Origin of the sequence: Loktanella gaetbuli (assembly GCF_020531945.1) — a bacterium.
Taxonomy (GTDB): domain Bacteria; phylum Pseudomonadota; class Alphaproteobacteria; order Rhodobacterales; family Rhodobacteraceae; genus Loktanella; species Loktanella gaetbuli.
On the sequence record NZ_JAJATZ010000002.1, the window covers coordinates 488238 to 510419 of the forward strand.

The 22182-nt window shown below is 60.2% G+C and carries 16 protein-coding genes; 4 read left to right on the forward strand and 12 right to left on the reverse strand.

All coding sequences use genetic code 11. The features are described from left to right. The first annotated feature begins 181 nt into the window (after nucleotides 1-181). Nucleotides 182-1102 (forward strand): NAD(P)-dependent oxidoreductase, encoded by a 921-nt coding sequence (locus LGQ03_RS06025; protein ID WP_226747668.1) that lies wholly within the window; start codon nucleotides 182-184, stop codon nucleotides 1100-1102. A 9-nt stretch (nucleotides 1103-1111) separates the two neighbouring features. Next, a complete protein-coding gene (locus LGQ03_RS06030; protein ID WP_226747669.1) occupies nucleotides 1112-2836 on the forward strand; it encodes an ABC transporter substrate-binding protein in 1725 nt (574 codons plus the stop codon). 610 nt (nucleotides 2837-3446) lie between these two features. Here the strand turns inward: LGQ03_RS06030 and LGQ03_RS06035 are convergent. From LGQ03_RS06035 to LGQ03_RS06055, 5 genes are all read right to left on the reverse strand, one after another. Beyond that, on the reverse strand, nucleotides 3447-5681 hold the full coding sequence (locus LGQ03_RS06035) for a TRAP transporter permease (RefSeq protein ID WP_226747670.1): 2235 nt from the start codon (nucleotides 5679-5681) through the stop codon (nucleotides 3447-3449). A 117-nt stretch (nucleotides 5682-5798) separates the two neighbouring features. Then, the gene (locus LGQ03_RS06040; RefSeq protein WP_090160919.1) at nucleotides 5799-6785 is read right to left on the reverse strand and encodes a TAXI family TRAP transporter solute-binding subunit; all 987 of its coding nucleotides are present in this window, start codon (nucleotides 6783-6785) and stop codon (nucleotides 5799-5801) included. A gap of 225 nt (nucleotides 6786-7010) precedes the next feature. Next, entirely contained in the window at nucleotides 7011-8345 is a 1335-nt protein-coding gene (locus LGQ03_RS06045; RefSeq protein ID WP_226747671.1) for a sigma-54-dependent transcriptional regulator, read from the reverse strand. Beyond that, entirely contained in the window at nucleotides 8342-10120 is a 1779-nt protein-coding gene (locus LGQ03_RS06050) for a sensor histidine kinase (RefSeq protein WP_226747672.1), read from the reverse strand. The genes LGQ03_RS06045 and LGQ03_RS06050 overlap by 4 nt, the downstream gene beginning before the upstream one ends. Nucleotides 10121-10254: 134 nt before the next feature. Beyond that, entirely contained in the window at nucleotides 10255-11847 is a 1593-nt protein-coding gene (locus tag LGQ03_RS06055; protein ID WP_226747673.1) for a DEAD/DEAH box helicase, read from the reverse strand. Between the two features lie 243 nt (nucleotides 11848-12090). Here LGQ03_RS06055 and LGQ03_RS06060 point away from each other — a divergent pair, with 243 nt between their 5' ends. After that, a complete protein-coding gene (locus LGQ03_RS06060) occupies nucleotides 12091-13521 on the forward strand; it encodes a sensor histidine kinase (protein WP_226747674.1) in 1431 nt (476 codons plus the stop codon). Between the two features lie 10 nt (nucleotides 13522-13531). Then, nucleotides 13532-13912 carry a response regulator gene (locus LGQ03_RS06065; RefSeq protein ID WP_226747675.1) on the forward strand — a complete coding sequence of 127 codons (381 nt, stop codon included), beginning with the start codon at nucleotides 13532-13534 and terminating at the stop codon, nucleotides 13910-13912. 331 nt (nucleotides 13913-14243) lie between these two features. Here LGQ03_RS06065 and LGQ03_RS06070 read toward each other — a convergent pair whose 3' ends face one another. Genes LGQ03_RS06070 through LGQ03_RS06100 form a run of 7 tightly spaced genes read right to left on the reverse strand, consistent with a single transcriptional unit; the run spans nucleotide 14244 to nucleotide 22133 of the window. Next, nucleotides 14244-16025 carry an ABC transporter ATP-binding protein gene (locus LGQ03_RS06070; RefSeq protein WP_226747676.1) on the reverse strand — a complete coding sequence of 594 codons (1782 nt, stop codon included), beginning with the start codon at nucleotides 16023-16025 and terminating at the stop codon, nucleotides 14244-14246. After that, nucleotides 16022-16981: an acetamidase/formamidase family protein gene (locus LGQ03_RS06075; RefSeq protein ID WP_226747677.1), complete on the reverse strand. Its 960-nt coding sequence runs from the start codon at nucleotides 16979-16981 to the stop codon at nucleotides 16022-16024. The genes LGQ03_RS06070 and LGQ03_RS06075 overlap by 4 nt, the downstream gene beginning before the upstream one ends. 4 nt (nucleotides 16982-16985) lie before the next feature. Continuing rightward, nucleotides 16986-18605 carry an ABC transporter substrate-binding protein gene (locus LGQ03_RS06080; RefSeq protein WP_226747678.1) on the reverse strand — a complete coding sequence of 540 codons (1620 nt, stop codon included), beginning with the start codon at nucleotides 18603-18605 and terminating at the stop codon, nucleotides 16986-16988. A gap of 37 nt (nucleotides 18606-18642) precedes the next feature. Beyond that, nucleotides 18643-19563 carry an ABC transporter permease gene (locus LGQ03_RS06085; protein ID WP_226747679.1) on the reverse strand — a complete coding sequence of 307 codons (921 nt, stop codon included), beginning with the start codon at nucleotides 19561-19563 and terminating at the stop codon, nucleotides 18643-18645. After that, nucleotides 19563-20444: an ABC transporter permease gene (locus tag LGQ03_RS06090; protein WP_319004459.1), complete on the reverse strand. Its 882-nt coding sequence runs from the start codon at nucleotides 20442-20444 to the stop codon at nucleotides 19563-19565. Before LGQ03_RS06090 ends, LGQ03_RS06085 begins: the two co-directional genes overlap by 1 nt. Then, nucleotides 20437-21036 carry an ANTAR domain-containing response regulator gene (locus LGQ03_RS06095; RefSeq protein ID WP_090160896.1) on the reverse strand — a complete coding sequence of 200 codons (600 nt, stop codon included), beginning with the start codon at nucleotides 21034-21036 and terminating at the stop codon, nucleotides 20437-20439. The genes LGQ03_RS06090 and LGQ03_RS06095 overlap by 8 nt, the downstream gene beginning before the upstream one ends. Continuing rightward, nucleotides 21033-22133 carry a transporter substrate-binding protein gene (locus tag LGQ03_RS06100; protein ID WP_226747680.1) on the reverse strand — a complete coding sequence of 367 codons (1101 nt, stop codon included), beginning with the start codon at nucleotides 22131-22133 and terminating at the stop codon, nucleotides 21033-21035. Before LGQ03_RS06100 ends, LGQ03_RS06095 begins: the two co-directional genes overlap by 4 nt. Nucleotides 22134-22182: the final 49 nt, after the last annotated feature.

Consider the following 22182-nt stretch of genomic DNA (forward strand, 5'->3'; position numbering starts at 1 on the left):
GTCTCTCCTCCTCCGTGTCTTCGGTAAGGCAACGTTGCTCCAAGCCGTGCCTCACTCCAAGAGCCTATCTCTCCGCTTCGGAGAATATCCGAATGATTTATCCGAAACGGATAAATTCCGACATCGCCAGCCCACCCCGCTGGCATAACGTGTCGCGGTAGCATGCCCGGAGGAGCAGATCGTGGGGATTGAAGTTGACGACGTCAAAGCGACAGGCGCGGTCTTGGCGGTGGGATGGATCGGCGCGGGAAAGATGGGTGCCCCGATGATCCGTAATCTGTTGGCTCAAGACATCCCCGTCGCGGTTACGGACCCTGTTGCTCAGGCTGTAGCAGAGCTTGCCGGCGTTGGGGCGACTGTGGCGGCCGACGCATCACGGCACCGATCATCCGACATCGTTTTTGCGACACTCCCCAACGATGCGGTGCTGCGGCACGTTGTTTTCGGCGATGAAACCTCCCCCGGACTGGCGGACGTTCTGCACCCCGGGGCGATTTTCGTGGAAATGAGCACGGTATCGCCGGACTGTTCGTCGGAGGTGGCAGCAGCCTTGAAATCAAGGAATATCCACTATCTCCGCGCACCCTTGTCAGGTAGTACGGCGCTGGCAGAAAAGGCCGCCTTGACGGTTCTTGCGTCCGGCGACAAAGCGGCATGGGACACGGTCGAGCCCTACCTCGCACATCTCTCGGCGCGGCGCTTCTATCTGGGCGGCGGCGAAGAGGCCCGCTACATGAAGCTTGTCCTGAATACGCTTGTCGGTGCGACATCCGCGATCATGGCAGAGGCACTCGCGCTTGGCGAAAGCGGCGGGCTCAACCGCCGGGCGATGATGGATGTCGTGGGCGAAAGTGCTGTCGCCTCACCATTGCTGGCCTACAAGGCAGATGCCATCGTCGCAGACGACTTCACACCGGCGTTTTCCGTCGAACAAATGATCAAGGATTTCATTCTGATTACCGATGCCGCGCACGCGCATGACGTGCCACAGGCCGTCACTTCTCTCATCCTGGAACAATACCGTGATGCGGCCAAAGCCGGGTTGAACGACGACGATTTCTTCGCTTTGGTGAAATGGCGCGGGGGCAAGGCGAAACTGTAAGGTGTCGGGATGAACCAGCAAATTCCACAACACGGCCCAAAGGCCGAACTCACCAGCCACGAATTATCGCGGATCGTCGACTTTTTGCGGCAGCTTCGCATGCCATTCGACGACCAGATGCCGGATGCGAAACCGGATGTTTTCTGGAATATCGTGCTGGAACTGGTCGATGCGCAGCTGCGCGACCGCCCCGTGGACAAATCCGGCCTGATCGCGCTGGCTCGCGTCCCCTACAGCACGGGCAATCGGATGGTCACGAAGATGATCGCCGACGCGCTGATCCAGCAGGTACCGCGCGGCCACGGGCTGAAGACCCATTTCCTGCAACCCTCCGAACGGTTGTTGAGCGCGTTCATGGACTACGCAAACCACGTCAAAGCGCATCTCGCCCAGACCTTCGGTCTGCGCAAAGGCACCGAAGCGAACGAATACTACTTCGGCGGCAGCTACTTCGCGTCGCAGATCATTTCGCCCATCCAGACCCATGACATCGGCGGCAGCGTGCCGAACGACATTCGTTTCCTGCTGAACGACGACAATTACTTCACATCCATGCGGAACATGTGGTCGGACTTCCGCAACGATCTGGGGCGCAAAAGCAGCTTTGACCTGCAGCGCCTGCCCGACCTTTATGCCAATGCGCTGGCCACCGGGCAAAGTGCATCGCCAGCGCACGACGTGGTATCACTCAATATGCCTTGGCTGGGGGAATTCGCGGAAAAGGGCCTGCTTGCACCGCTCGATGAGCTTTTGACCGACGCCGCGATCAACGCGCTTGATTTTCATCCGTCCGTATGGGGAACGGGCAACTGGAACGGCACGCAATACGGCATTCCGCTGTATTGCACGATCGAGATTCTGGCCGCACGACGCGACTTGTTCGAGGACAAGGGTATCGCCTTCCCGAAGACTTTCGACGACACGATTCGTGCTGCCCGCGAATTGCATCGTCCCGCGTCCGAACTCTATGGCATCGCGTGGAATGGCCAACGCGGCATGCCGATCGCCAACTCGTTCATGTTCTTCCTTGCAGCCTGCCAAAAGACCGTCATCGATATGCCGCTGCACAATCAGGACAGGTGGCGGTTCGATCGCTTCGAACGGTTAAAGCTCCAGATCGATACCAGCGATGCGCTGGAAGTCATCGACTACATGAAGCAACTGGCCGAAGTATCGCCCCCCGACATCGCGAACATGGACTGGGAAAAGCGGATTTCCTGTTTCATGTCCGGCCAGGCCGGCATGGCCTATTGCTGGACCATGCGTGCGGCGCGCTTCGAACATGAGCTGAGTTCACGCGTCACGCGCAGGGTGGCCTACCTGTCGCCGCCATCCCGCCGCATGGGCAAGGTGGCGGCCCCGATCGGGGGATTTTTGATGACGATTCCGGCGAATGTGAACCCAGCTCGCCAGCGGCAGATCATCAACGCCATCGCATGGATGGTCTCTCCTGAGGCGATGAAGGCGCATGTCAAGAACGGGTTCCCCGTGGCCCCACGCTTTTCGGTCTGTGCAGATCCAGAAGCACTGGCATCATCGCCCATCGTCCGCATGGTCGACCAGATGGCACGGCGCAACGAACTCGTGACATGGTCACGCCCGCCAGTTCCCGCCTTCAACCTGATCGAGAGAACCTTGGGCCGCGAAATCCACGACGCGGTGTTCGGTGGCAAATCACCGAAGCAAGCCATTCGGGATGCCGAAAACGAAATCCTTCGGGGATTGTCTCAATGAATGTCATCCATGCCCTACGTCAGTCACAACGTCATAGAAGATTGACAAGGATTTATTGTGCGAAATTAGTGCATCAGACAACCAGATGCAAAAGAGGTTTCGTTTAATATCAAGCTATTGCTTGACCATGATGGCCCGGCTGGGATCCTTCCACCCGAGCCTGCGATACCAAAAATCGCCGATCTATCGGATGCTTGATACCACTGGTTGAAGTATGCCGGGGAGCAGTTTGCAAAAGCGTCGACGATCGCGGGAACACCGACCACCGGGTAACCACTGCAACGTCCATAACTATGGCCGAACAGGATGGCTGTCGTGCTACTCACCCCAGCCCCTGCACCCACCTGGGGCGACTCTATTCTCGTTGTCGGGTCCCGAGGTAATTCACATGCCTCATGCCCCCCCCGAACTGGTCGGTCGGAATGGTCCCGGCGCAAATCCATCTACGCGGTATCAGGAACGACCTCGTTGTCGCGCGAGAGGAGCCCGTTTACGCAACCGAAGCATTTCATCCGATTCACCAACAGTATCCAGATACTCGCCTGCGTACGAAAAAGGGCCGGTGCTGTTCGTTGACAGCGCCGGCCCTCGGTATTGCATAATAGCAAGTCTAGGTCTGGGATGCCGTCTGGCCATCCTTGCGGGTCGCCTTTGCCAGCAGATAGAGGGCCACCGCACCGCCCACCCCGATGGCGTCAGAAATCAGCCCACCTTCGATCATGAACAGCGCCACGACGATCAGGCCGACACGGATCGGTGCAGAAGCGCGCGCACCGATCCACCAGCCCTGCACACCCGACGACAGCAGGAACACGCCAAAGATGGCAGTCGCGGCAGCGCGGGCGATTTCATACCAGGCCCCGTCGAACAGGATCGCGCTGTTGTAGAAGAACATGAACGGCACGATGAAGGCAGAAATGCCGATCTTGAACGACGCGACAGAGGTCGACATCGGGTTTGATCCCGAAATGCCCGCAGCGGCATAGCTGGCCAAGGCAACAGGTGGCGTGATCGCTGACACAACGGCAAAGTAGAACACAAAGAAATGCGCCGTCAGGGCCGGAATGCCCAGCTGGATCAGACCCGGTGCCACGACCGAGGCCGCAACCGCGTAGGCCGCCGTTGTCGGCATGCCCATCCCAAGCAGAATCGAGATGCACATGGCAAAGAACAAGGCCAGCAACTGGTTCGCGTCAGCGATGTTCAGCAGCACCGAAGAGAAGCGTGCGCCGACACCCGTCAACGAAATGACACCCACGATGATACCGGCACAGGCACAGACCGCGATGATCTGGATCGACATGATGCCCGCCAGCTCGAACGCCTTGGACACCGATTTGATGCCCATGCGATACGGGGTGAACCAACTGACCACCGCAGCCGAGGCCGTGGCAAGCGTGCCTGCCCTGATGACGGAATACCCCATGAACAAGGCCGCAATCAGAATGATGATCGGCAGGAACAGGAACACCCGGCGCACCATGTCCCGGAACTTGGGCAGCTCGTCCTCGCGCATGCCGCGCATACCCAGCTTGGCTGCTTCGAAATCGACCATGAAATAGATCGACACGAAATACAGCACTGCGGGGATGATCGCCGCAATGGCGATGTCGGTGTAGGGGATGCCCGTGATTTCCGCCATGATGAACGCGCCGGCACCCATGATCGGCGGCATGATCTGACCACCTGTGGATGCGGCAGCCTCGACGGCACCTGCGGTCTGCGGCTTGTATCCCACCTTTTTCATCAGCGGGATGGTCAGCGACCCCGTGGCCACGACGTTACCGGCAGAGGTGCCGTTGATCATGCCCATCAGGCCCGAGGCGAAAATGGCAACCTTGGCCGGTCCACCGCGGGCGCGGCCCGCAGCAGCAAAGGCAAAGTTCACAAAATAATCGCCCACTTTGGACGCCTGGAGAAAGGCGGCAAAGATGATGAATAGGATGATATAGGTCGACGACACGGCAGTGGTTGGCCCAAGGATACCGGCGTCGGTATAGACTTGGCTAAAAAACCGGTCCCAGGCGATGTTGGGTGCGTTCAGGAACCCCGGCAGCAGATCACCGACGAAGACATAGACCAGAAACACGCCAGCGATGACGATCAAGGCCAGACCAGCGACACGACGGGTCATCTCCATGATCAGTGCCGTCCCGGCCACGGCGGCCAGGCTCATGCCGATTGGGGCAAAGGGTGTGCCGGTCGAGTTGCGCATCAGCGTGCCGTAGATCGTGATCAGATAGGCTGCGACAGCGACAGAGCAGATGGCCAGAACCACGTCAGCAGCGGCGATGGAGCCGCGCACGCGCGGGCGCATCCAACCCAGAATGATACCCGTTGCGGTCGCGATGATCAGCGGGACGCCGTAGTGATAGATCTCCGCGCTGCGGATACCGGCGTCCATACCGTTCCACATCACGCCACCGGCGATCTGCGACGCGAACGAAAGCGCGGTATACAGCGCATAGAGTGCGGGCAGGATTGCGACATAGGCCAGCAAATCGAGGGGATGCTTGTGACCGCCATGGTCATTGTCAGGAAAGCCGCGCGCTGAATAAAGCAAAAAGCCGAGGATCAGCGCACCAGCGATGTGGACGATCCGGAAATTCCACGTCTCCATCGGAAAGACCGGTAGGAACGGAATATCGATGCCCGTCCAGGCAGAGATCGACCAGCCGTTCAGGGCTGCCATGTGAAACAGCGCATAAAACGCAGAGACCGCCGCGATGGCAAGATAGGCCCTGCCGTCGAAAATGCGCCGATTGTGTTCAACGGGTTCGTCGTCAACGCCTTCGGCGATGACGGGCCCGTCAGTCTGGTCGTCCATTTGCGTATTGGTAGTCATACAGCAGCCCCATAGGCGCATCCCGGCCCCAGAGGGCAAATCTGCGCATGAATTATGTGATGTGTCAGTCAGATGCGCCGGGGCCGCGCAGTGGCGCGGCCCCGGACTGATCGGGCTTTAGTTCCCGTAGATCTGATCGGCGGGAATGTCCGCGCCAGCGTTTTCGATGAACCATTCAGCCGCACCGGGGTGCCACTTCATGACGCCGGCGTTCTTGTCCCAGTTCTCGGGCAGTGTGGAACGGGCGGCGCGGTGGATGTTCACCATACGCTCATTGTCGGACATGACGACATCCACGGCCGCTTTGACAAAGCTGGCGGGCAGGTCGCAGTTTGCGATGGCAAAGTTCCACATGGACACCGAACGCGCCGGTGCCTCGAGCGTGGTATAGGTGTCTGCCGCGATTTCAAAGTTGGCAACCGGGAACGCTTCCATCAACTGGGCCTGCTCCTCTTCGGTGAACTCGATGATGTTCACGTCGGTCTGCACTTCCAGCTGGCTGACGGCCGGAACTGGCACACCTGCCGCAAAGGCGATCACATCCAGCAGACCATCCTGAAGCTGACCACCAAGGTCGGCCCATGCACCGTTACGACGTTCAAATTCAACGCCCAGCGTTTCCATCATGCGCGGGAAATAGGTGTCGGACGTCGAACCGGCCGGACCGAAACCGATACGTGCACCAGCGGGAATTTCGGACACGGACGTGATCCCCGAAGAGGCCAGCGTCGTCACCGAGAACGGCGTCTGGTACATCGGGAACATCGCACAGGCACCGGTCATTTCCAGACCGGGTGCAATCGGGTTGGTCCCTGCGATGGATTCAGCTGCCGGCCCCATGGTCGTCATGCCGAACTGTGCGTCACCAGTGTGGACCAGCGCCATGTTCTGCATCGGACCACCGGTGACTTCACCGCCGCCGGTCAGGCCCAGCTCTTCGGCCACCAGGTTGCCCCAGCCCGAACCATAGGCAAAATAGGTGCCGCCCTGCGACGCCGTGCCCACGGTAAAGCTTTCGGGCCAGCCTGTGCGGTCCTCGTGTGCCGCGGCATAGGCAGACGATGCCGTCAGTGCCGTGGTCGCAATAAGTGCTGCGAATTTCATGTGTGTTTCCTCCACAAATGTCGCCGGCCACTCCCGTGCCGACGGTTTCATCAGACAGGCCTGAGGCCCCGACAGTCGCGGATATCAAAGCAGTTATGTGCCGAGTGCAACCATCTTTGCGCGGTGGCGACATAAAATTACCCGGCCACGCGTTCAGATGGGTCGCAAAGGGTGCAAAACGGACATCCGGCGGGTGGGAATCGAAACATGCCAGCGGGCCGGCTGTCAGGGTTCCACGTCCTGCTTGTTGATTCCGTATTTCTGCATCTTTTCATAGAGCGCTTTGCGGGACAGGCCCAACGCCTCGTAGGTCGGTTTCAGCCGCCCGTCTTGCGCCGTCAGGGCTGCGACGATCAGCGCCTTTTCGTGTGCTGCAACCGCATCGGCCAGCGTCATGGTCTGATCCACCGCCCCCGCTGGTATATCCACCGGATCGAGCCCGAGGACGAAACGTTCGGCGGCATTGCGCAACTCGCGCACGTTACCCGGCCAGGTCCGTGTCGCCATCCGCGCCAATACATCAGCCCCGACATCCGGCATTGACCGCGAATAACGCGCCGCCGCCTGTGCCGCGAGGTTGAGAAACAGCGAAGGAATGTCGTCGCGACGTTCCTCCAGCGCGGGCACGTTGATCGTCACCACATTCAACCGGTACAGCAAATCGGCGCGGAACGTGCCCGCCGCGACCGCCTCGGTCAGATCGGTTTTGACCGCGGCCATGATGCGGATATCCAGTGCAACAGGATCATTCGACCCCAGTCGCGTGATTTCCCGCGCCTGAATGGCATGCAGCAACTTGGCCTGCACGCTGACAGGCAGACTGTCGATTTCATCAAGAAACACGCTGCCCTGTCGCGCATATTCAAATTTCCCGAACCGGGTGCGCAACGCCCCGGCAAAGGCGCCCGCCTCGTGACCGAACAATTCCGCCTCGACCAGATCGACGGGCAATGCCGCACAGTTGATATGCACGAAAGGATGCGCCGCGCGATCCGACATGTCGTGCAACGCGCGTGCGGTCAGATCCTTGCCCGCCCCGGTTGGCCCGGTAATCAGCACATCGGCATCGGTGCGCGCAATGGCGCGGATGTTCTTGCGCAAGGCGACCATGGCGTCGGACCGACCGATCAGGCGGGACTCGACCTTGTCCCGGCAACCGACCTCACGCTTGAGGGACCTGTTCTCGATGGTCAGCCGCCGTTTTTCCAGCGCGTGATGGATCGTGCTGATCAGGCGGGTCGGCGCAAAGGGTTTCTCGATAAAATCATAGGCCCCTTCGCGCATGGACTGCACCGCCAGATCGACGTCGCCATGTCCAGTCACCAGAATAACCGGAAATTCCGGGTCAATTTCCAGCACCTGCTGCATCAGCCAGCTTCCGTCCCGGCCGGGCATTCGAATGTCCGTCACCAGAATACCTTCGAATCCGCGTGTGATCCGCGCCAGCGCGTCTTCAGCGCTGGCAAAAGCCTCGGCCGGCAGATCGTGCAGCATAAGAGTCTGCAAACCGGCGTTACGCAATTCTTCTTCGTCGTCGACGAACAGGACGGTCTGTTTCATTCCGCCGCCGTCCGCATCGCCTGTGCCGGCTGTAGCGTCACCACAAAGATCGCTCCACCATCGGGATGATTGGCCGCCGTCATCATGCCCCCGAAATCCGTGACGATATTATACGAAATCGACAGTCCCAGCCCCAACCCCTTGCCCGGTGGCTTGGTCGTGAAAAACGGATCAAAGAGCTGGTCCAGCGCGGCCGGATCGATCCCCGGTCCGTTGTCCCAGACCGTGATGCGAGGCCCGTCGACCCGCAGGGATACAACCTGATCGTCCTGACCTTCCATCGCGTCCAGCGCGTTGTTGAGCATGTTGACGATCACTTGCTGCAACCGGACGTGGCCGCCGATCACCCAGACCTCGCCCGCGGGCGGTGTATAGTCGATCCGTCCACCTGTCGTTGCCAGACGCACGTCAAACACCGCCAGTGCATCCTGAACGACCTGGTTCAGCAGCAGCGGCCCCGCAGCCTGCTGCGGACGCCGGGCAAAGTTGCGCAGATGTGCCGAAATCGACGCCATGCGGTCCACCATCCTGGAAATACGTGTGATGTTGTCCTGCGCCTCGGCGATCCTGTCACGTTTCAGAAAGGCGCGCGCATTGTCGGCATAGGTTTTGACAGCGGCTAGCGGCTGGTTGAATTCATGCGACAGGGCCGCCGACATCTGGCCCAGGCCTGTCAGTTTACCCGCCTGGATCAGATCGGTCTGGGTCGACTTGAGGTGCTCCAGCGCCTTTTGCAGATCGGCCGTGCGTTCATCGACAGTGGCCTCCAGCAGGCGTTTCGCCCCCTGCTCGCGCACCAATGCCTCGCGTTGACGCGCCTGTTTCAACAGATACGACAGCAGGGCCCCGAACAGCAAAAGCCCCGTCAGCCCCAGGATCAACAGCAATTTCAGCGCCATCAGACGTGCAGGCCCGGTCGGTGTCAAAGACGTCATGACCCAGCCACGCTGCGGCAATGCCGTCGAGGTCATGACGTAGCTTTCGCCGCTTGTTTCGGCAAAGCTGACCAGCTGGGCGGTATCATCCAGCGCGATCTTGTTGATTGGCAGCAGTTCGATCCGGTCGATCGGATATTGAAGATTCTGCGCGATCACCCGCCGGGTTGTATCGGTCAGCGGGCGCATGGCGCGAAAATGCCAGTCCGGGCGCGATGACATCAGCACAAATCCGTTTGCATCGGACACCATGAATTCGCTGCCAGCACCGTTCCAGACACTATTGAACGCCTGGATGTTGAACTTGACCGCCAGGACACCGACGATCCGGTCGCCCTCCTCGACCGGGGCCGCATAGTAATAGCCACGCTCTCCGGTGGTGGTGCCAGATACCTGGAAACTGGTCAGCGCACCTTCCCGGGCGTTCATGAAATAGGATTGATGGCTGAAATTACGATCAATGAAACTGCCCGGTTCGCGATATGTGGCAGCGGCGATCGTGCGCCCCGAAATGTCCATCAGAAATACGTCGGATGCCTGCACCATCAGCGCTGTCTGCCGCAGATCCTCGTTCACCTCGGCCAGCAGTGCCGCATCGGGGGGCGCGGCCAAGAGGTCCGCAAGACTAGCACGTTCCGCGATCAGTGCGGGTAGCGGTGCATAGCGGTCCAATGCAGCGCTCAGGCTCTCCTTGGCCAATTCCAGCAACGGCCCGTCCTGTTCGGCCTGCTGCCTCAGGTAATGCCTCTCGAGCGACGGCACAGACAATGCCCCTGCCAGCACCGTCGCCAGCGCAAGCCCACCGGTAAAGAGAAAAATACGACGTCGCTGCGCGTTCATCGTGGCAACATGCCCGATTGCTGCATGTAATTACAGACAGAATCGCGCGTGATGCGGGGACAGAACAGCGCAACCACGGGGGACATCGGACGCGGCCCGAATACGACCCGGACCGACGGGGCAAGTTTCGGGCGCTACGACGCGATCCGATCAATGTGATTTTTCAGGATGTGGCGGTACAATCCGATACCCAGCCGGGACATCTGCCCCGATTGTTCGGTGCCATCCAGATTGCCGAAACCGCGAATATCACGGTCCTTGCGGGCAATGCGGAAACCGGCACCGATTTCGGTCATTTCTGCAAATGCTGACAGTCGCGCATTGGCATCACTGTCATCTTGCCGGTCGATCGCCGTCATCAAAAGCATGTTCGCTTGCACATGACTGCGCCCGATGCGCCCCCGCAATTGATGCAGCTGGGCCAGACCGAACCGGTCGGCATCCCAGACCACCATCGTGTTTGCGCGGGCGTTATCCAGCCCGCTTTCGACGATCGTGGTGGAGATCAGCACATCAACCTGACCCGACATGAAACTGAACATCGTCTCGGCCATGTCCGCATCCGCCATTTGCCCATGCGCCACAACATGGCTGAATGCCGCATCGCGATCCGTGAATGCGGCGTCCAGCTCTTCGACATCCGAGATGCGCGGACAGACGATGTAGCATTGACCGCCCCGCGCGGTTTCTGTCGCGATGGCGGCCAGCATCCTGTCCACGTCGCATGCCTGAACCTGCGTTTCCACAGGCTGACGGTTTTGCGGCGCGGTCGCCAGAACAGACACGTCGATCAAGCCGACTTCGGCTGTGGCAAGGGTGCGCGGGATCGGCGTCGCCGTCATGCTGAGGACATGGAGCCCGTCTGTCAGGTCGCGCAAGTGCGCCTTGTCGTCTTCGCCAAATCGCTGTTCCTCGTCAATAATCAGCAGACCGAGGTGCGCAAATGCGATCGCGTCGTCCAGCAGTGCCTGCGTTCCGACCACAATGCCGATATCCCCGGATGCAAGCCCCAACAACAACTCCTGCCTTTGTGCGGGATCAGTCAGGCGCGACAGCTCTGCCACCGTGATATCGGTCTCATGAAACCGCTGGGCAAAGGTTTCAAAGTGCTGACGCGCCAGCACCGTCGTCGGTGCGGCGATCACGACTTGATGCCCGGTCAGCGCGGCCGCTGCCGCCGCCCGCAAGGCGACCTCTGTCTTTCCAAAACCGACGTCGCCGACCAACATTCGGTTCATCGGCGTCGTGCGTTGCAAATCCGCAAGAACAGCCTCGGTCGCGCGGATCTGATCCACCGTCATTTCATGCGGAAACGCCGCGACGAAATCATCAAGCATCCCGTCCGGGACCACGACACTGGATGCCTCCGCGCGCCGACGGGCCTTGTCAGCGGCAACCATATTCTCGGCACTTTGGCGCAATTCGACGATCATCTCGTCGCGCCGCTTGACCCAGTCGTCCGAATTCAGTCGATCCAGGGTCAGGTTTTCGGCAGGGGCACCGTATGGCCAGAAATCATGGCCCGCGCGGGCGGGCAGCATCATCTTGCCATCATGACGGTAAACGAATGTTGTCAATGTCTGCTGCGTGTCACCCAGATCCGTTTCGAACTGCCCGCCATACCTTGCAAGGCCGTGCTCGAAATGGACGACGGCATCACCCGGTTCCAGCTTGTCGTCGCCGAACAACAGGTCATGGTCACGGTCGGTCAATTTCCGGTTGGTCATGTCGGCCCTTTTTGCGCGTTCGACGGCCAACGCCCGCCACGCCATTTTGATCCCAAAGGAAATGGGCATTACAGCCATGTCGCGCCGTCGACAGGCCGACATGGGCTGTGATAGCGCGGCTTGCGCTGGCCAGGCTATGATTGATACCTTGGATTAAACTGACGCTATCGTGAATGTGCGTCCTGTCGAACCACGTCCGGTCCACCTGCCTTTTTGATGGCACGCAACAGCAAAGGCCGATCCATGGATCACTACGATGGACTCAATCCGGGCATATTCTTTGATGCAGCAGCGACCGCACAGTTGGTTTTTACAACCGACTTGCGTATCGTCGCGGCCAACAAACGCTATTGCGCGCTGTTGGGCCGCCAGCCACGTGACCTGATCGGCTACCAGGTTTTCGAAGCCTTTCCGGCAAATCCGGATGATCCCGAAGCCAGCGCCGAAGCCGAGCTTACCGCGTCAATCGAGGCTGTCGTGGCAACCGGCAAGGAACAGCAAATGCCGCTGCGGCAGCATGATGTGCGCGAGGCGGATGGGCGCTATGCCACGCGCTATTGGCGGGTGCGGAACTCTCCGATCTTTGCTGACGACGCACGGCCTGACAAGGTCACGCATATCATCCAAACCGCCGAGGATGTGACCCGCAACACGCTGGGCGAACGTGCCGACGCCGCCAGACAGCGTGCTGCGATGCGCGGTGCCGAACTCAGCTATTTCGAACTTGACCCGGTTTCCGGTCATCTGATCCAGTCGCCGCAACTGGATGCGCTGTTCGGTTTCGATCCCGAAGACACCAACGACGCCGTCGAACCGTTTCTTGATCGTTTCCACCCCGATGATCGCGCCGAAGCCCGCGCCGAAATCGAACGGGTCGCCCGCACGATCGGTGCAGATCTGCATCTGAACAGCAGGATTATCCTGCCCGACGGCACAATGCGTTGGGTGATCGGTCGCGGTGAATCCGTGCGCGATCCCGACACGCAGACCGTCCGGATTGTGGGCATTGTTCTGGATGTGACGGCCATCCGCGAAAACGAGGCCCGGTTGAGCGAGGCCCTCGCCGCACGGGACCTGATGATCGCCGAGGTCAATCACAGGGTCAAAAATTCGCTTCAGATGGTGACCAGCATTCTCAACCTCGAGGGCTCTGCCACCGTCGACCCGGCGGCGCGTTCCTCGCTTCGCGCGGCAACCGCGCGGGTCAATGCCGTGGCCGCGATCCATGCATCTTTGTACGAAGACGCGGACGTCAGCTCGGTCTGGATCGATCGATACCTGAAACGTCTGACAACGCACCTTCGGTTGTCGCTGTCCAGCGATGCGCGCGGCCTGCAAATCACCTATGACGCCGAATCCATCCGGCTGGACACCGACAGGGCCGTGTCGCTGTCGCTGGCGGTCAATGAGCTGGTCACCAATTCGTTCAAGCACGCCTACGGGCCCGAAGACGACGGGACGGTCACAATCACGCTGCGCCGCGCCGACGAAAACATGATCCTGCTCGAGGTCGCGGATGACGGAACCGGCCCCGGTGCAGATCGGGCGTCATCGGATGCAAAATCCTCGGGCCTCGGACAGCGTCTGATTGCGGGGATGGCCGCAAGCCTTGGCGGAACGATCGAGGAAGATCAGACGAACGGCTGGCGCACACGTATCCTGTTCCCTGAATAAGGTTTTCAAATTGCTGAAATTCCTGATCGTCGAAGACAACTTTCTGATTGCGATCGACCTCGAGGCACAGCTCCTTGAAATGGGTCATGGTGTCATCGGCATTGCGACGACAGCGCCTGCGGCCATCGCGATGGCGGGCGGTGCGAAACCTGATGTGGCGATCATCGACCTGCAACTGGCCGAGGGCACACGGGGCCAGGATGCAGCCATCGCCCTATGGCAGGATTTCGGCATCCCCTCGATTATCGTCAGTGGCAGCCTGCACCAGATAAGCGATGCCGAGGAAACAGCGATCCACCCGTTGGCGATGTTGTCGAAACCATTGATGCCGGACGAATTGCGCCGGGTGATTGATATTGCAGACTTGGCAACCAGCCCGAAACCAGGCTGACCGCTGCGGTCTGCCACACGACGATGGCACCGTGACCGCAACCACGCAGGGATCATGACTGGCGGCTTTGCCGATGTCGCAGCAAACAAAGGCAAATGGACCTTTGAAAATTCGCGCAGAGGTGACGCCCACGCATCAGACGTGCCTTGACATGTCCAGCCGCAAACCCGGCGCGGTTCAGCGTGATCCCCCGCGTTCCATGGGGTCCGCTGCAAGTTGCCCATGGAGGCGATGGATGATCCCCCTACCGATTTACCGAGAGCTACTTCAAGCTGCTAAAGCGCAAGCGGATCCGACGACAGAACGCCGCAGGCGCTCAGACTTCGATCACTCAGGCTTCTTGCGCGACGAGGTGGTTGTCCCCGATATCGCGCAGATGAACACGCGCCGGGGCCTTGCCGATCGGCCAAATCGGTGAAGGCAGGTCACCGGGCCGTTGTGCCTGCGGTGGTCTCTTTCGCTGTGGATCTGGGATCGGCACGGCATCCAAGAGCCGCCGCGTATAGCTGTGTTGTGGATTTCCGAACACCTGGTCGCGTGTCCCCATTTCGACGATTTGACCGAGGTACATCACAGCCAGTCGGTCCACGACATTTTCGACAACAGCCATATCATGGCTGATAAACAGATATGCCACACCCATCTCGGCCTGCAATTCCTCTAGCAAGTCGAGGACCTGCGCTTGGACCGACACATCAAGCGCGGATACGCTTTCGTCGCAAATGATCAGCTTTGGTTTCAGGGCAAGCGCACGGGCCACGCAGATGCGCTGACGCTGCCCGCCTGAAAATTCGTGCGGGTAGCGTGTCATCTGATCTTGTGTCAGGCCGACACGTGCAAACAGATCGGCTGCACGCGCGTGACGTTCCGCCGCCGTCCCGATCCCATGTATCAAGAGTGGCTCTGCCACAGCTTCGCCCACCGTCATGCGCGGGTCGAGCGCCGCCATCGGGTCCTGGAAAACCATCTGGACGTCCCGGCAGATTTGGCGTCGGCCCAGACTTGTCAGCCCGCCCAGCGCTTTTCCGTCGACTTCGACGTGGCCGGCATGGGGCACGAGCCCGACCAATGCCTTGGCAATTGTCGATTTCCCGCAACCGGATTCGCCAACCAGACCAAAGGTTTCTCCGGGTTGAATGTCGAGGGTCGCACCTTCGACCGCATGCACCCTGTGCGTCGGGCGACCAAGAAAATTTGCGCCGATATCGAAATGGACCTGCGCGCCAACCAGTCTGGCGACCGGGACAGATGCCGTGGGTGGCAGGGGTTTGGCGCGGGCAGCCCCCGATCCCAGGCGTGGGACGGCAGACAAAAGTGCGCGGGTATATTCCTGCTTTGGTGCGGTAAAAAGGGTGTCGACAGGCGCGCTTTCGATCATGCGGCCTTGACGCATGACCACAACGCGGTCCGCACTTTCGGCGACGACGCCCATGTCGTGTGTGATGAGAATGATCGCGGTGCCGGTTTCGGCCTGCAATTCACGCAGAAGGTCCAGCACTTCGCGTTGGACGGTTACATCGAGGGCCGTAGTCGGCTCATCCGCTATCAACAGAGCAGGACGCAGGGCCAGCGCCATGGCGATCATCACGCGCTGACGCATGCCACCCGAAAGTTCATGGGGATACTGCTTCATCCGGCGTTCGGGTTCCGGGATACGAACGCGCCGCAGCGCCTCGATTGCGGCGCTGCGGGCAGCACCTCTCGACACGGCTTCGTGGGCACGGATCGCCTCGGTCATCTGACTGCCAATGGTATGGACCGGGTTCAATGACGTCATCGGCTCTTGAAAGATCATTGCCAGTTTGGCTCCACGCCAGGCGCGCATTCTGGCCTCTGGCAGGTCCGGCAAGTTGACACCTTCAAGCAGCGCCTGACCGGATGTGACGGTGACGTTGTTGGGAAGCAAACCCATCAGGGCAAGCGAAGTGATGGATTTCCCCGACCCGCTTTCACCCGCGATGGCAAGCGTTTCCCCGGGATACAGTTCAAACGATAGTCCGGCCACCAACGGGCGGACGACGCCGCGATCCCTGACCGATACGGTCATATCACGCACCGACAGCAGGGGTGCGGTCGCCCCCGAAGGGGCGGTCGCTGTGTGTGTCGTCATCATTCAAGCACCATGCGCGGAAAATAGAACGACACGACCCAATTGGGCATGTCGACGATTTCCGAAATGCGCAGGTCACCACAGGTGGACACCAGCATGTAGGCATCAACGGGTGCCATGCCGTAGCGCGCAGTCAGCAGGTCGATCATGCCAGAGACTGCATCGCGTGCGCCGGTCATCAGATCAGGACCGATCCCTGTCGTGACCTCGTATCCTTTCTGGTCGAGGTGGTTGGTGACCGGACCGGGCGTGGTGAACCGCGGCATCCTGAGATTTGCGCCCTTGACCAGGTCCAGCGTCAGCGTCACGTCCATCGGACTTTCGATGGCCGTGCCGCAGACTTCGCCATCGCCCTGTGCGGCATGAGTGTCACCAACCGAGAACAGGGCACCGGCAACCTCGACTGGCAGATAGAGTTCGGCACCTGCCGACAGGTCCCGGATATCGAGATTTCCGCCAGTGCGACGGGGTGGAACGATGCTGTGCAGTCCCGGTTCCGCCAAGGCGACCCCGATCGTGCCCGTAAAGGGCTTGAGCGGAACGCGCCCCATGTCACCCCACAATGACGGCTCCATCGTTTTGGCGTCATATTTCCAGATCGTCAGCGCAGGGTCCTCGAATTGGTCCGCCAAGAGTCCGAAACCCGGAATGTTGGCGGTCCAGCCCCAGGCTGATCCCTCTTGTTCGCGCGGGGCAAATCCTTCCAGCGTGATCTTGAGGGCGTCACCGGGTTCAGCACCGTCAATGTAGATTGGTCCGGAGACCGGATTGATCTTGCCGAAATCCAGCGCGACCACATCGGCCACCGTGCTCGACGGGCCAAGCTGGCCCGCCGAAGAATCCATGCAGTTGAAGCAGATCGTCGTACCGGGTGCGACCGTCTCGACCGGGGCAATGGTGTTGTCCCAGCCGAAATGGTGCTGTGCCCCGTGGATCGTGTATTCACAGGCTTTGCACATGCGCTTACTCGGTCACGTAGACATAGTCATAGTTGACCGGAATCGAGACCGGGTCGACATACAGGGCATCGTCACCGCCCATGCGTTCTGATTTCATGGTGTAGCGCTGTTCGTTGAACACGGGGACCCAAGGGGCCTGTTCCATCACCTGCATATAGACGTCAGACCACATCTCCAGCCGCTCGGGCGCAGCCGGATCGGTCATGCTGTCTGCAGCGATGGCCATGGCATCGATGTCCTCGTTACAGAACTTGGACCAGTTCCATCCGCCCTCGCCTGCACCCGCACAGCCAAGGATCGGCCCGTAGAAGTTGGAGGGATCGGGGAAATCCGCGATCCATGCCATGCCGCCCGACCAGATCATCGGGGCCTGACCCGCACCGCCTGCCTCGATGACGTTGGCCTGCGCGAGAGACCGAATTTCGACGTCGACGCCAATGGCCTTCAGATCTTGCTGGATGGCCTGTGCGATCCGCGGGTTGGGGTCGGTATTCATGACATAGAGTTCCGTCGTGAACCCGTCGGCCAGTCCTGCTTCTGCCAGTTTGGCCTGCGCTGCGGCAACGTCAAACGCGTAGCCTTCAAACCCGTCCGTGTAGCCTGGCATGGTGGGCGGCAGAGGCTGTGTCGCGGGAACCGCCCGGCCATTGATGATCTGGGTGATGCGTTCCTTGTTGATCGCCATGTTGATCGCCTCGCGGACCGGCAATTGGTCCAGCGGTGCCATCCCGACGTTCAGGGTGATATAGCCGGTATGCAGCTGGCCCCCTTCGACCACACGCGCGGCCTGCGCAGGGTCGGACATGACTTCCTGGAACTTTGCGGGCGGGATGCCGTCACCGGGCACGTCGACTTCGCCTTGTTGCAGGCGAAGCAAGGCCACAATCGGTTCCTGACCAACTTCAAACGTTACCCCGTCCAGATAGGGGACACCGTCGCGCCAGTAATCCGCGTTCTTTTCAAACACGAGCCGCTGACCGATGGTCCATTCGCCCAGCTTGAATGCGCCGGTTCCAACCGGGTTCTTGCCAAAGTCCGTGCCGAATTCGTCGACCGCTTCCTTGGGGACAATCGATGCAAAGTTCAAAGCCATCACGTGCAGGAACGTCGCATCGGGCCGCGACAGCGTGATCCTGACGGTCATGTCGTCGACGACCTCAACACCGGCCAGGCTGTCTGCCTCGCCGTTGGTCACGGCGTCATAGCCGGCAATCGATGCAAAGAAGCCGGCACCGGGTGATTGCGTTTCAGGATCTGTCACGCGATCGAGAGAGTATTTCACGTCCTGTGCTGTCATCGCGCGGCCGTTGTGGAACAGAACGCCATCACGCAGGGTGAACGTAAAGACAGTGCCGTCGTCCGAAATCTCGTAGCTCGACGCAAGACCGGGACGCAGTTCGGTTGTGCCCGGCACATAGTCCATCAGCCCGTCAAAGAGTGATTTGATCATCGACCAGTTCTGCCAGTCGTAGCCGATGGCGGGGTCTAGCGTGGCCACATCGTCCTTGTAGGTGACAGTGATCATGCCACCGGGCTGTGCATTGGGATCAGGTGTGTATTCCTGTGCAAAGCCGGGTAGCGCGGTTGCTGCCACGATCGCCGTTGAGAGGAGAAGATTTTTCATTGTCATGTCCCTGTTGGTTGGTGGTTGCAGTTGATGCTCACCGCAGCTTGATGCGCGGATCGATGAGCGGGGTAATGAGGTCAGCGAGAAGGTTGCCCAGCACGATGGCTGTGGCGGACACCATGGTGACGCCCATGATGATCGGAATGTCGACGCGCTGAATTGCCTGCCACGCCAGCTGGCCGATACCTGGCCAGCCAAAGACGGATTCAACAACGACGATGCCGCCGATAAAGATGCCGATATCGATGCCGATCATTGCGATGATGGGCAGGATCGCATTGGGAAGCGCGTGACGGATCAGCACGCGCGCGCGGCCAAGACCCTTGGCACGGGCCGTGCGGATGTAGTCCTGACGCAGAACCTCGACCATCGAGGACCGCATCATGCGGGAATACCAGCCAGAACCCATGATCCCCAACGTGAGGGCCGGCAGGACCAGATGCGCCGCCGTGCCGTAGCCACCGATTGGAAACCAGCCAAGCTGCACGGCAAAGACATATAGCAATAGCAGTCCCACGACGAATTGAGGCGCGGACACAGCAACAAAAGAGACGACCATCAGACCCTGATCCAAGGGCCGGCCCCGAAATACGGCGGCCACGACACCCAAGGTGAGGCCGATCAGCAGTTCGCAGGCGATGCCGCCTGCCATCAGCAGCAGTGATGCGGGCAGACGAGCCGCAATCAACGTCGCGACTTCGGTTTTTTGCAGGTAGCTGCGGCCCATATCGCCCTGAACCAGACCGGCCAGGTAGCGACCGTATTGCACGAGCATCGGTTGATCGAGGCCAAGTTGGGCGCGGATGTTTTCGACCGTTTGTGCGGTTGCGGACCGTCCGGCGATCTGGCGCACAGGGTCGGCCGGTAGCACGTACAGCAGCAAGAAAGTGACAAAGCTGACGCCCAGCAGGATCAAAGTGGATTGGATCAGGCGGCGAAGAAGGTATCCGGCCATCAGTCATTCCCCCGTTGTGTGGGGTCAAGCACATCGCGCAGCGCGTCGCCGACCAGATTGAAGGCAAGGGCCAGCAGCAGGATCGCGGCACCCGGGATAAAGACCAGCCAGGGCGCAGCCTGAAAATAGGTCTGGTTTTCAAAGATGATGTTGCCCCAGCTGGGTGTCGGAGGCTGAACGCCGACACCCAGGAATGACAAGGTCGCCTCCAGCAGGACGGTGACCGAAATCCCGAGCGTGCCCCAAACGATCAATGTCGGCACAAGGTGAGGCAGGATGTGTCTGAACAGAATCCGCGTCTGCGAAGCCCCCAATGTCCTCTCGGCGGCGATGAATTCACGTTCGGCAAGCGAGGTCGTTTCGGTATAGACCACCCGTGCCGTCTGGACCCAGTTGACCAGAGCGATGACCATGGCCACGATCCACAGCGACGGCTGGAAAATCGCGGCCAGGCAGATGGCCAGCAGCAACGCGGGAAAGGCCATCATCAGGTCGGTAAACCGCATCAGGACTGCGCCGACCCACCCCCTTACAAAACCCGCGACGACACCGACCAGTGTTCCGATCAGCAGGGCAATGCCATTGGCGACGACGCCAATGATCAGTGATGTTTGCGCGCCATAGAGCATGCGGCTGAACAGATCGCGCCCCAGAAGGTCGGTCCCCATCAGGAAATCACCACTGGGCGGCATCGGTTCGCCGAATAGCGTCAATCCTTCGAACAACTGGTCGTCGGGCGCATAGGGTGCAATCCAGGGCGCAAAGACTGCGCCGCCCAGAACCACCGCGATGATCGCAAGCCCGAACAGGGCGAGCTTGCGCCGCATCAGACGGCGAAGTGTTCCCGTCGGGGCGACCGGTGCCACAGAGATGTCAGACATGATCCTCTCCTTTGCAGGTATCGCGCACAGAGGCGACGATCCGGTCTGCGGCTTCCTCGAAACTGACGCGCCACGCCATTGCGAGGCCGCGCAACTGTTCGAAAGCCTGATCCTCGGATTTTCCGCGCGCGGCGAGGATCGCCACGGCCTGCACCACCGTCTGTCGCTGCCCAAGACGCCTGCGCAGGGTGTCGATTTCGCCAGCCTGGCTAATCCGGGCGTCGAATGCGGCGCGCGCAATCAACAGCGCCGAAAAGACACCATTGTCACCCACGGGTTTCAGGATCTGCGCATCGACACCGAAATTCATCAACCATTCAATCCGGCCCGGCGCTTCTGATCCGATCAGGGCGATCGTCGGGAACGGCGCTTCGCCCGGGTTCCAGGGAAACTGGTCCTCATGAGCCGTATCCACGTCGATGAACAGGTAATCGGCGGCACCGATGGTGGCTGGTAGATCCGGCCAGTGGCATTCGAATTCCAATCCGACGGCCTGCAACTGTCTGACCAGCGCCGTGACATTGGCGTGGGGGCGATGAAGGATCACCGCGCGCGCGCCGCCCAGTTCGGGAATGCGCAGTCGACGTTTCATGGCACGATCCGCAGCATGGGTTCCAGCAGCGCAGGGCCCTGCGTCAGATACGGGTCACCCACGATGGGGGCGTAGGTCTTGATCGGAACAAATGCGCCGTCACGCACCTGCGCGATGGCCACCGGCAGCGATACATGATGCGTGCGCGGGCTGATCCCGACACGGGCGGCGTCAGGCAGGGCAAGCAACTGGCGCAAAGACAAATCTTCTGCATCCGGACTTGTCGACAACAGGCGGGCCAACATCATCACAGAGGCATGCGCGGCCGCCTCGAATGATGATCCGAAATCATTGCGTCCTTCGTTGCCGGGCAAGGCGGGCGATTGCCCGCAAAACCACGGGCCTGCCGATATCACGCCCTCGGCGGACGCACCGATCGCATCCAATTCCGCTTCGGTCATATTGCACGACAGAACGGGGCAGCGCCCCTGCGCAAAGGTCGGATCGCTGGCCCGCAGCGCGGTCATTGCGTCCAGAAACGCATATTGTGAGGGCCCGATCAGCTGGTTCAGAACGAAATCGGGTTTCACGGCGGCGATTTCGTCGATCAGGCGAGCGATGTCGACGGACCCGATGGGCACATATCTTTCGCCCAGCACGTCGGCATCGATCTTGGCACCGGTTTCGCGGGCGATCCGGTTCATTTCCCAACCCCAGATATAGTTCGAGCCGGTCAGATAAATACGCTTGCCGTAAGTCGTGAAGCAGTGATCGAGCAAAGGCAGAAGGTGCTGGTTCGGGCAGGCGTGGGCGTAGACAACCCGATCCGAGGCCTCGAATCCTTCGTAGGGGGTCGGATACCACAACGCGCCACCCAGACGCTCCAGGCTGGGAATAACTTCCTTGCGGCTCCAGCTGGTCGTACAGCCGATCACATGGCGTGCGGCACTTGATTTCAGAATGTCTTCGCACTGCGGTGCGTAGGCGTCGATATCCCCGCCAGGGTCACGTTCAATCGGATTGAACATCAGATCGATCGAGGGATCCGCGTTGATTTGCTGGATTGCCTTTGTCACACCCAAGCGGCTTGCCTGCCCCATGAGGCTGTAAGGGCCGGTTGTCGAAAACAAGACTCCGAGGTCGATGTGACGCGTCACGCGATGCTCCAGAAACGAAAAACGCCTCGCAACCGAGACGGGTCAAAAT

What these genes read in the sequence shown, in the direction of transcription:
- LGQ03_RS06055 (WP_226747673.1), bottom strand. Translation starts at nt 11,847, where the DNA reads ATGACCAACCGGAAATTGACCGACCGTGACCATGACCTGTTGTTCGGC.
- LGQ03_RS06090 (WP_319004459.1), bottom strand. Translation starts at nt 20,444, where the DNA reads ATGTCTGACATCTCTGTGGCACCGGTCGCCCCGACGGGAACACTTCGC.
- LGQ03_RS06040 (WP_090160919.1), bottom strand. Translation starts at nt 6,785, where the DNA reads ATGAAATTCGCAGCACTTATTGCGACCACGGCACTGACGGCATCGTCT.
- LGQ03_RS06095 (WP_090160896.1), bottom strand. Translation starts at nt 21,036, where the DNA reads ATGAAACGTCGACTGCGCATTCCCGAACTGGGCGGCGCGCGCGCGGTG.
- LGQ03_RS06080 (WP_226747678.1), bottom strand. Translation starts at nt 18,605, where the DNA reads ATGAAAAATCTTCTCCTCTCAACGGCGATCGTGGCAGCAACCGCGCTA.
- LGQ03_RS06030 (WP_226747669.1), top strand. Translation starts at nt 1,112, where the DNA reads ATGAACCAGCAAATTCCACAACACGGCCCAAAGGCCGAACTCACCAGC.
- LGQ03_RS06075 (WP_226747677.1), bottom strand. Translation starts at nt 16,981, where the DNA reads ATGTGCAAAGCCTGTGAATACACGATCCACGGGGCACAGCACCATTTC.
- LGQ03_RS06045 (WP_226747671.1), bottom strand. Translation starts at nt 8,345, where the DNA reads ATGAAACAGACCGTCCTGTTCGTCGACGACGAAGAAGAATTGCGTAAC.
- LGQ03_RS06060 (WP_226747674.1), top strand. Translation starts at nt 12,091, where the DNA reads ATGGATCACTACGATGGACTCAATCCGGGCATATTCTTTGATGCAGCA.
- LGQ03_RS06070 (WP_226747676.1), bottom strand. Translation starts at nt 16,025, where the DNA reads ATGATGACGACACACACAGCGACCGCCCCTTCGGGGGCGACCGCACCC.
- LGQ03_RS06050 (WP_226747672.1), bottom strand. Translation starts at nt 10,120, where the DNA reads ATGAACGCGCAGCGACGTCGTATTTTTCTCTTTACCGGTGGGCTTGCG.
- LGQ03_RS06035 (WP_226747670.1), bottom strand. Translation starts at nt 5,681, where the DNA reads ATGACTACCAATACGCAAATGGACGACCAGACTGACGGGCCCGTCATC.
- LGQ03_RS06085 (WP_226747679.1), bottom strand. Translation starts at nt 19,563, where the DNA reads ATGGCCGGATACCTTCTTCGCCGCCTGATCCAATCCACTTTGATCCTG.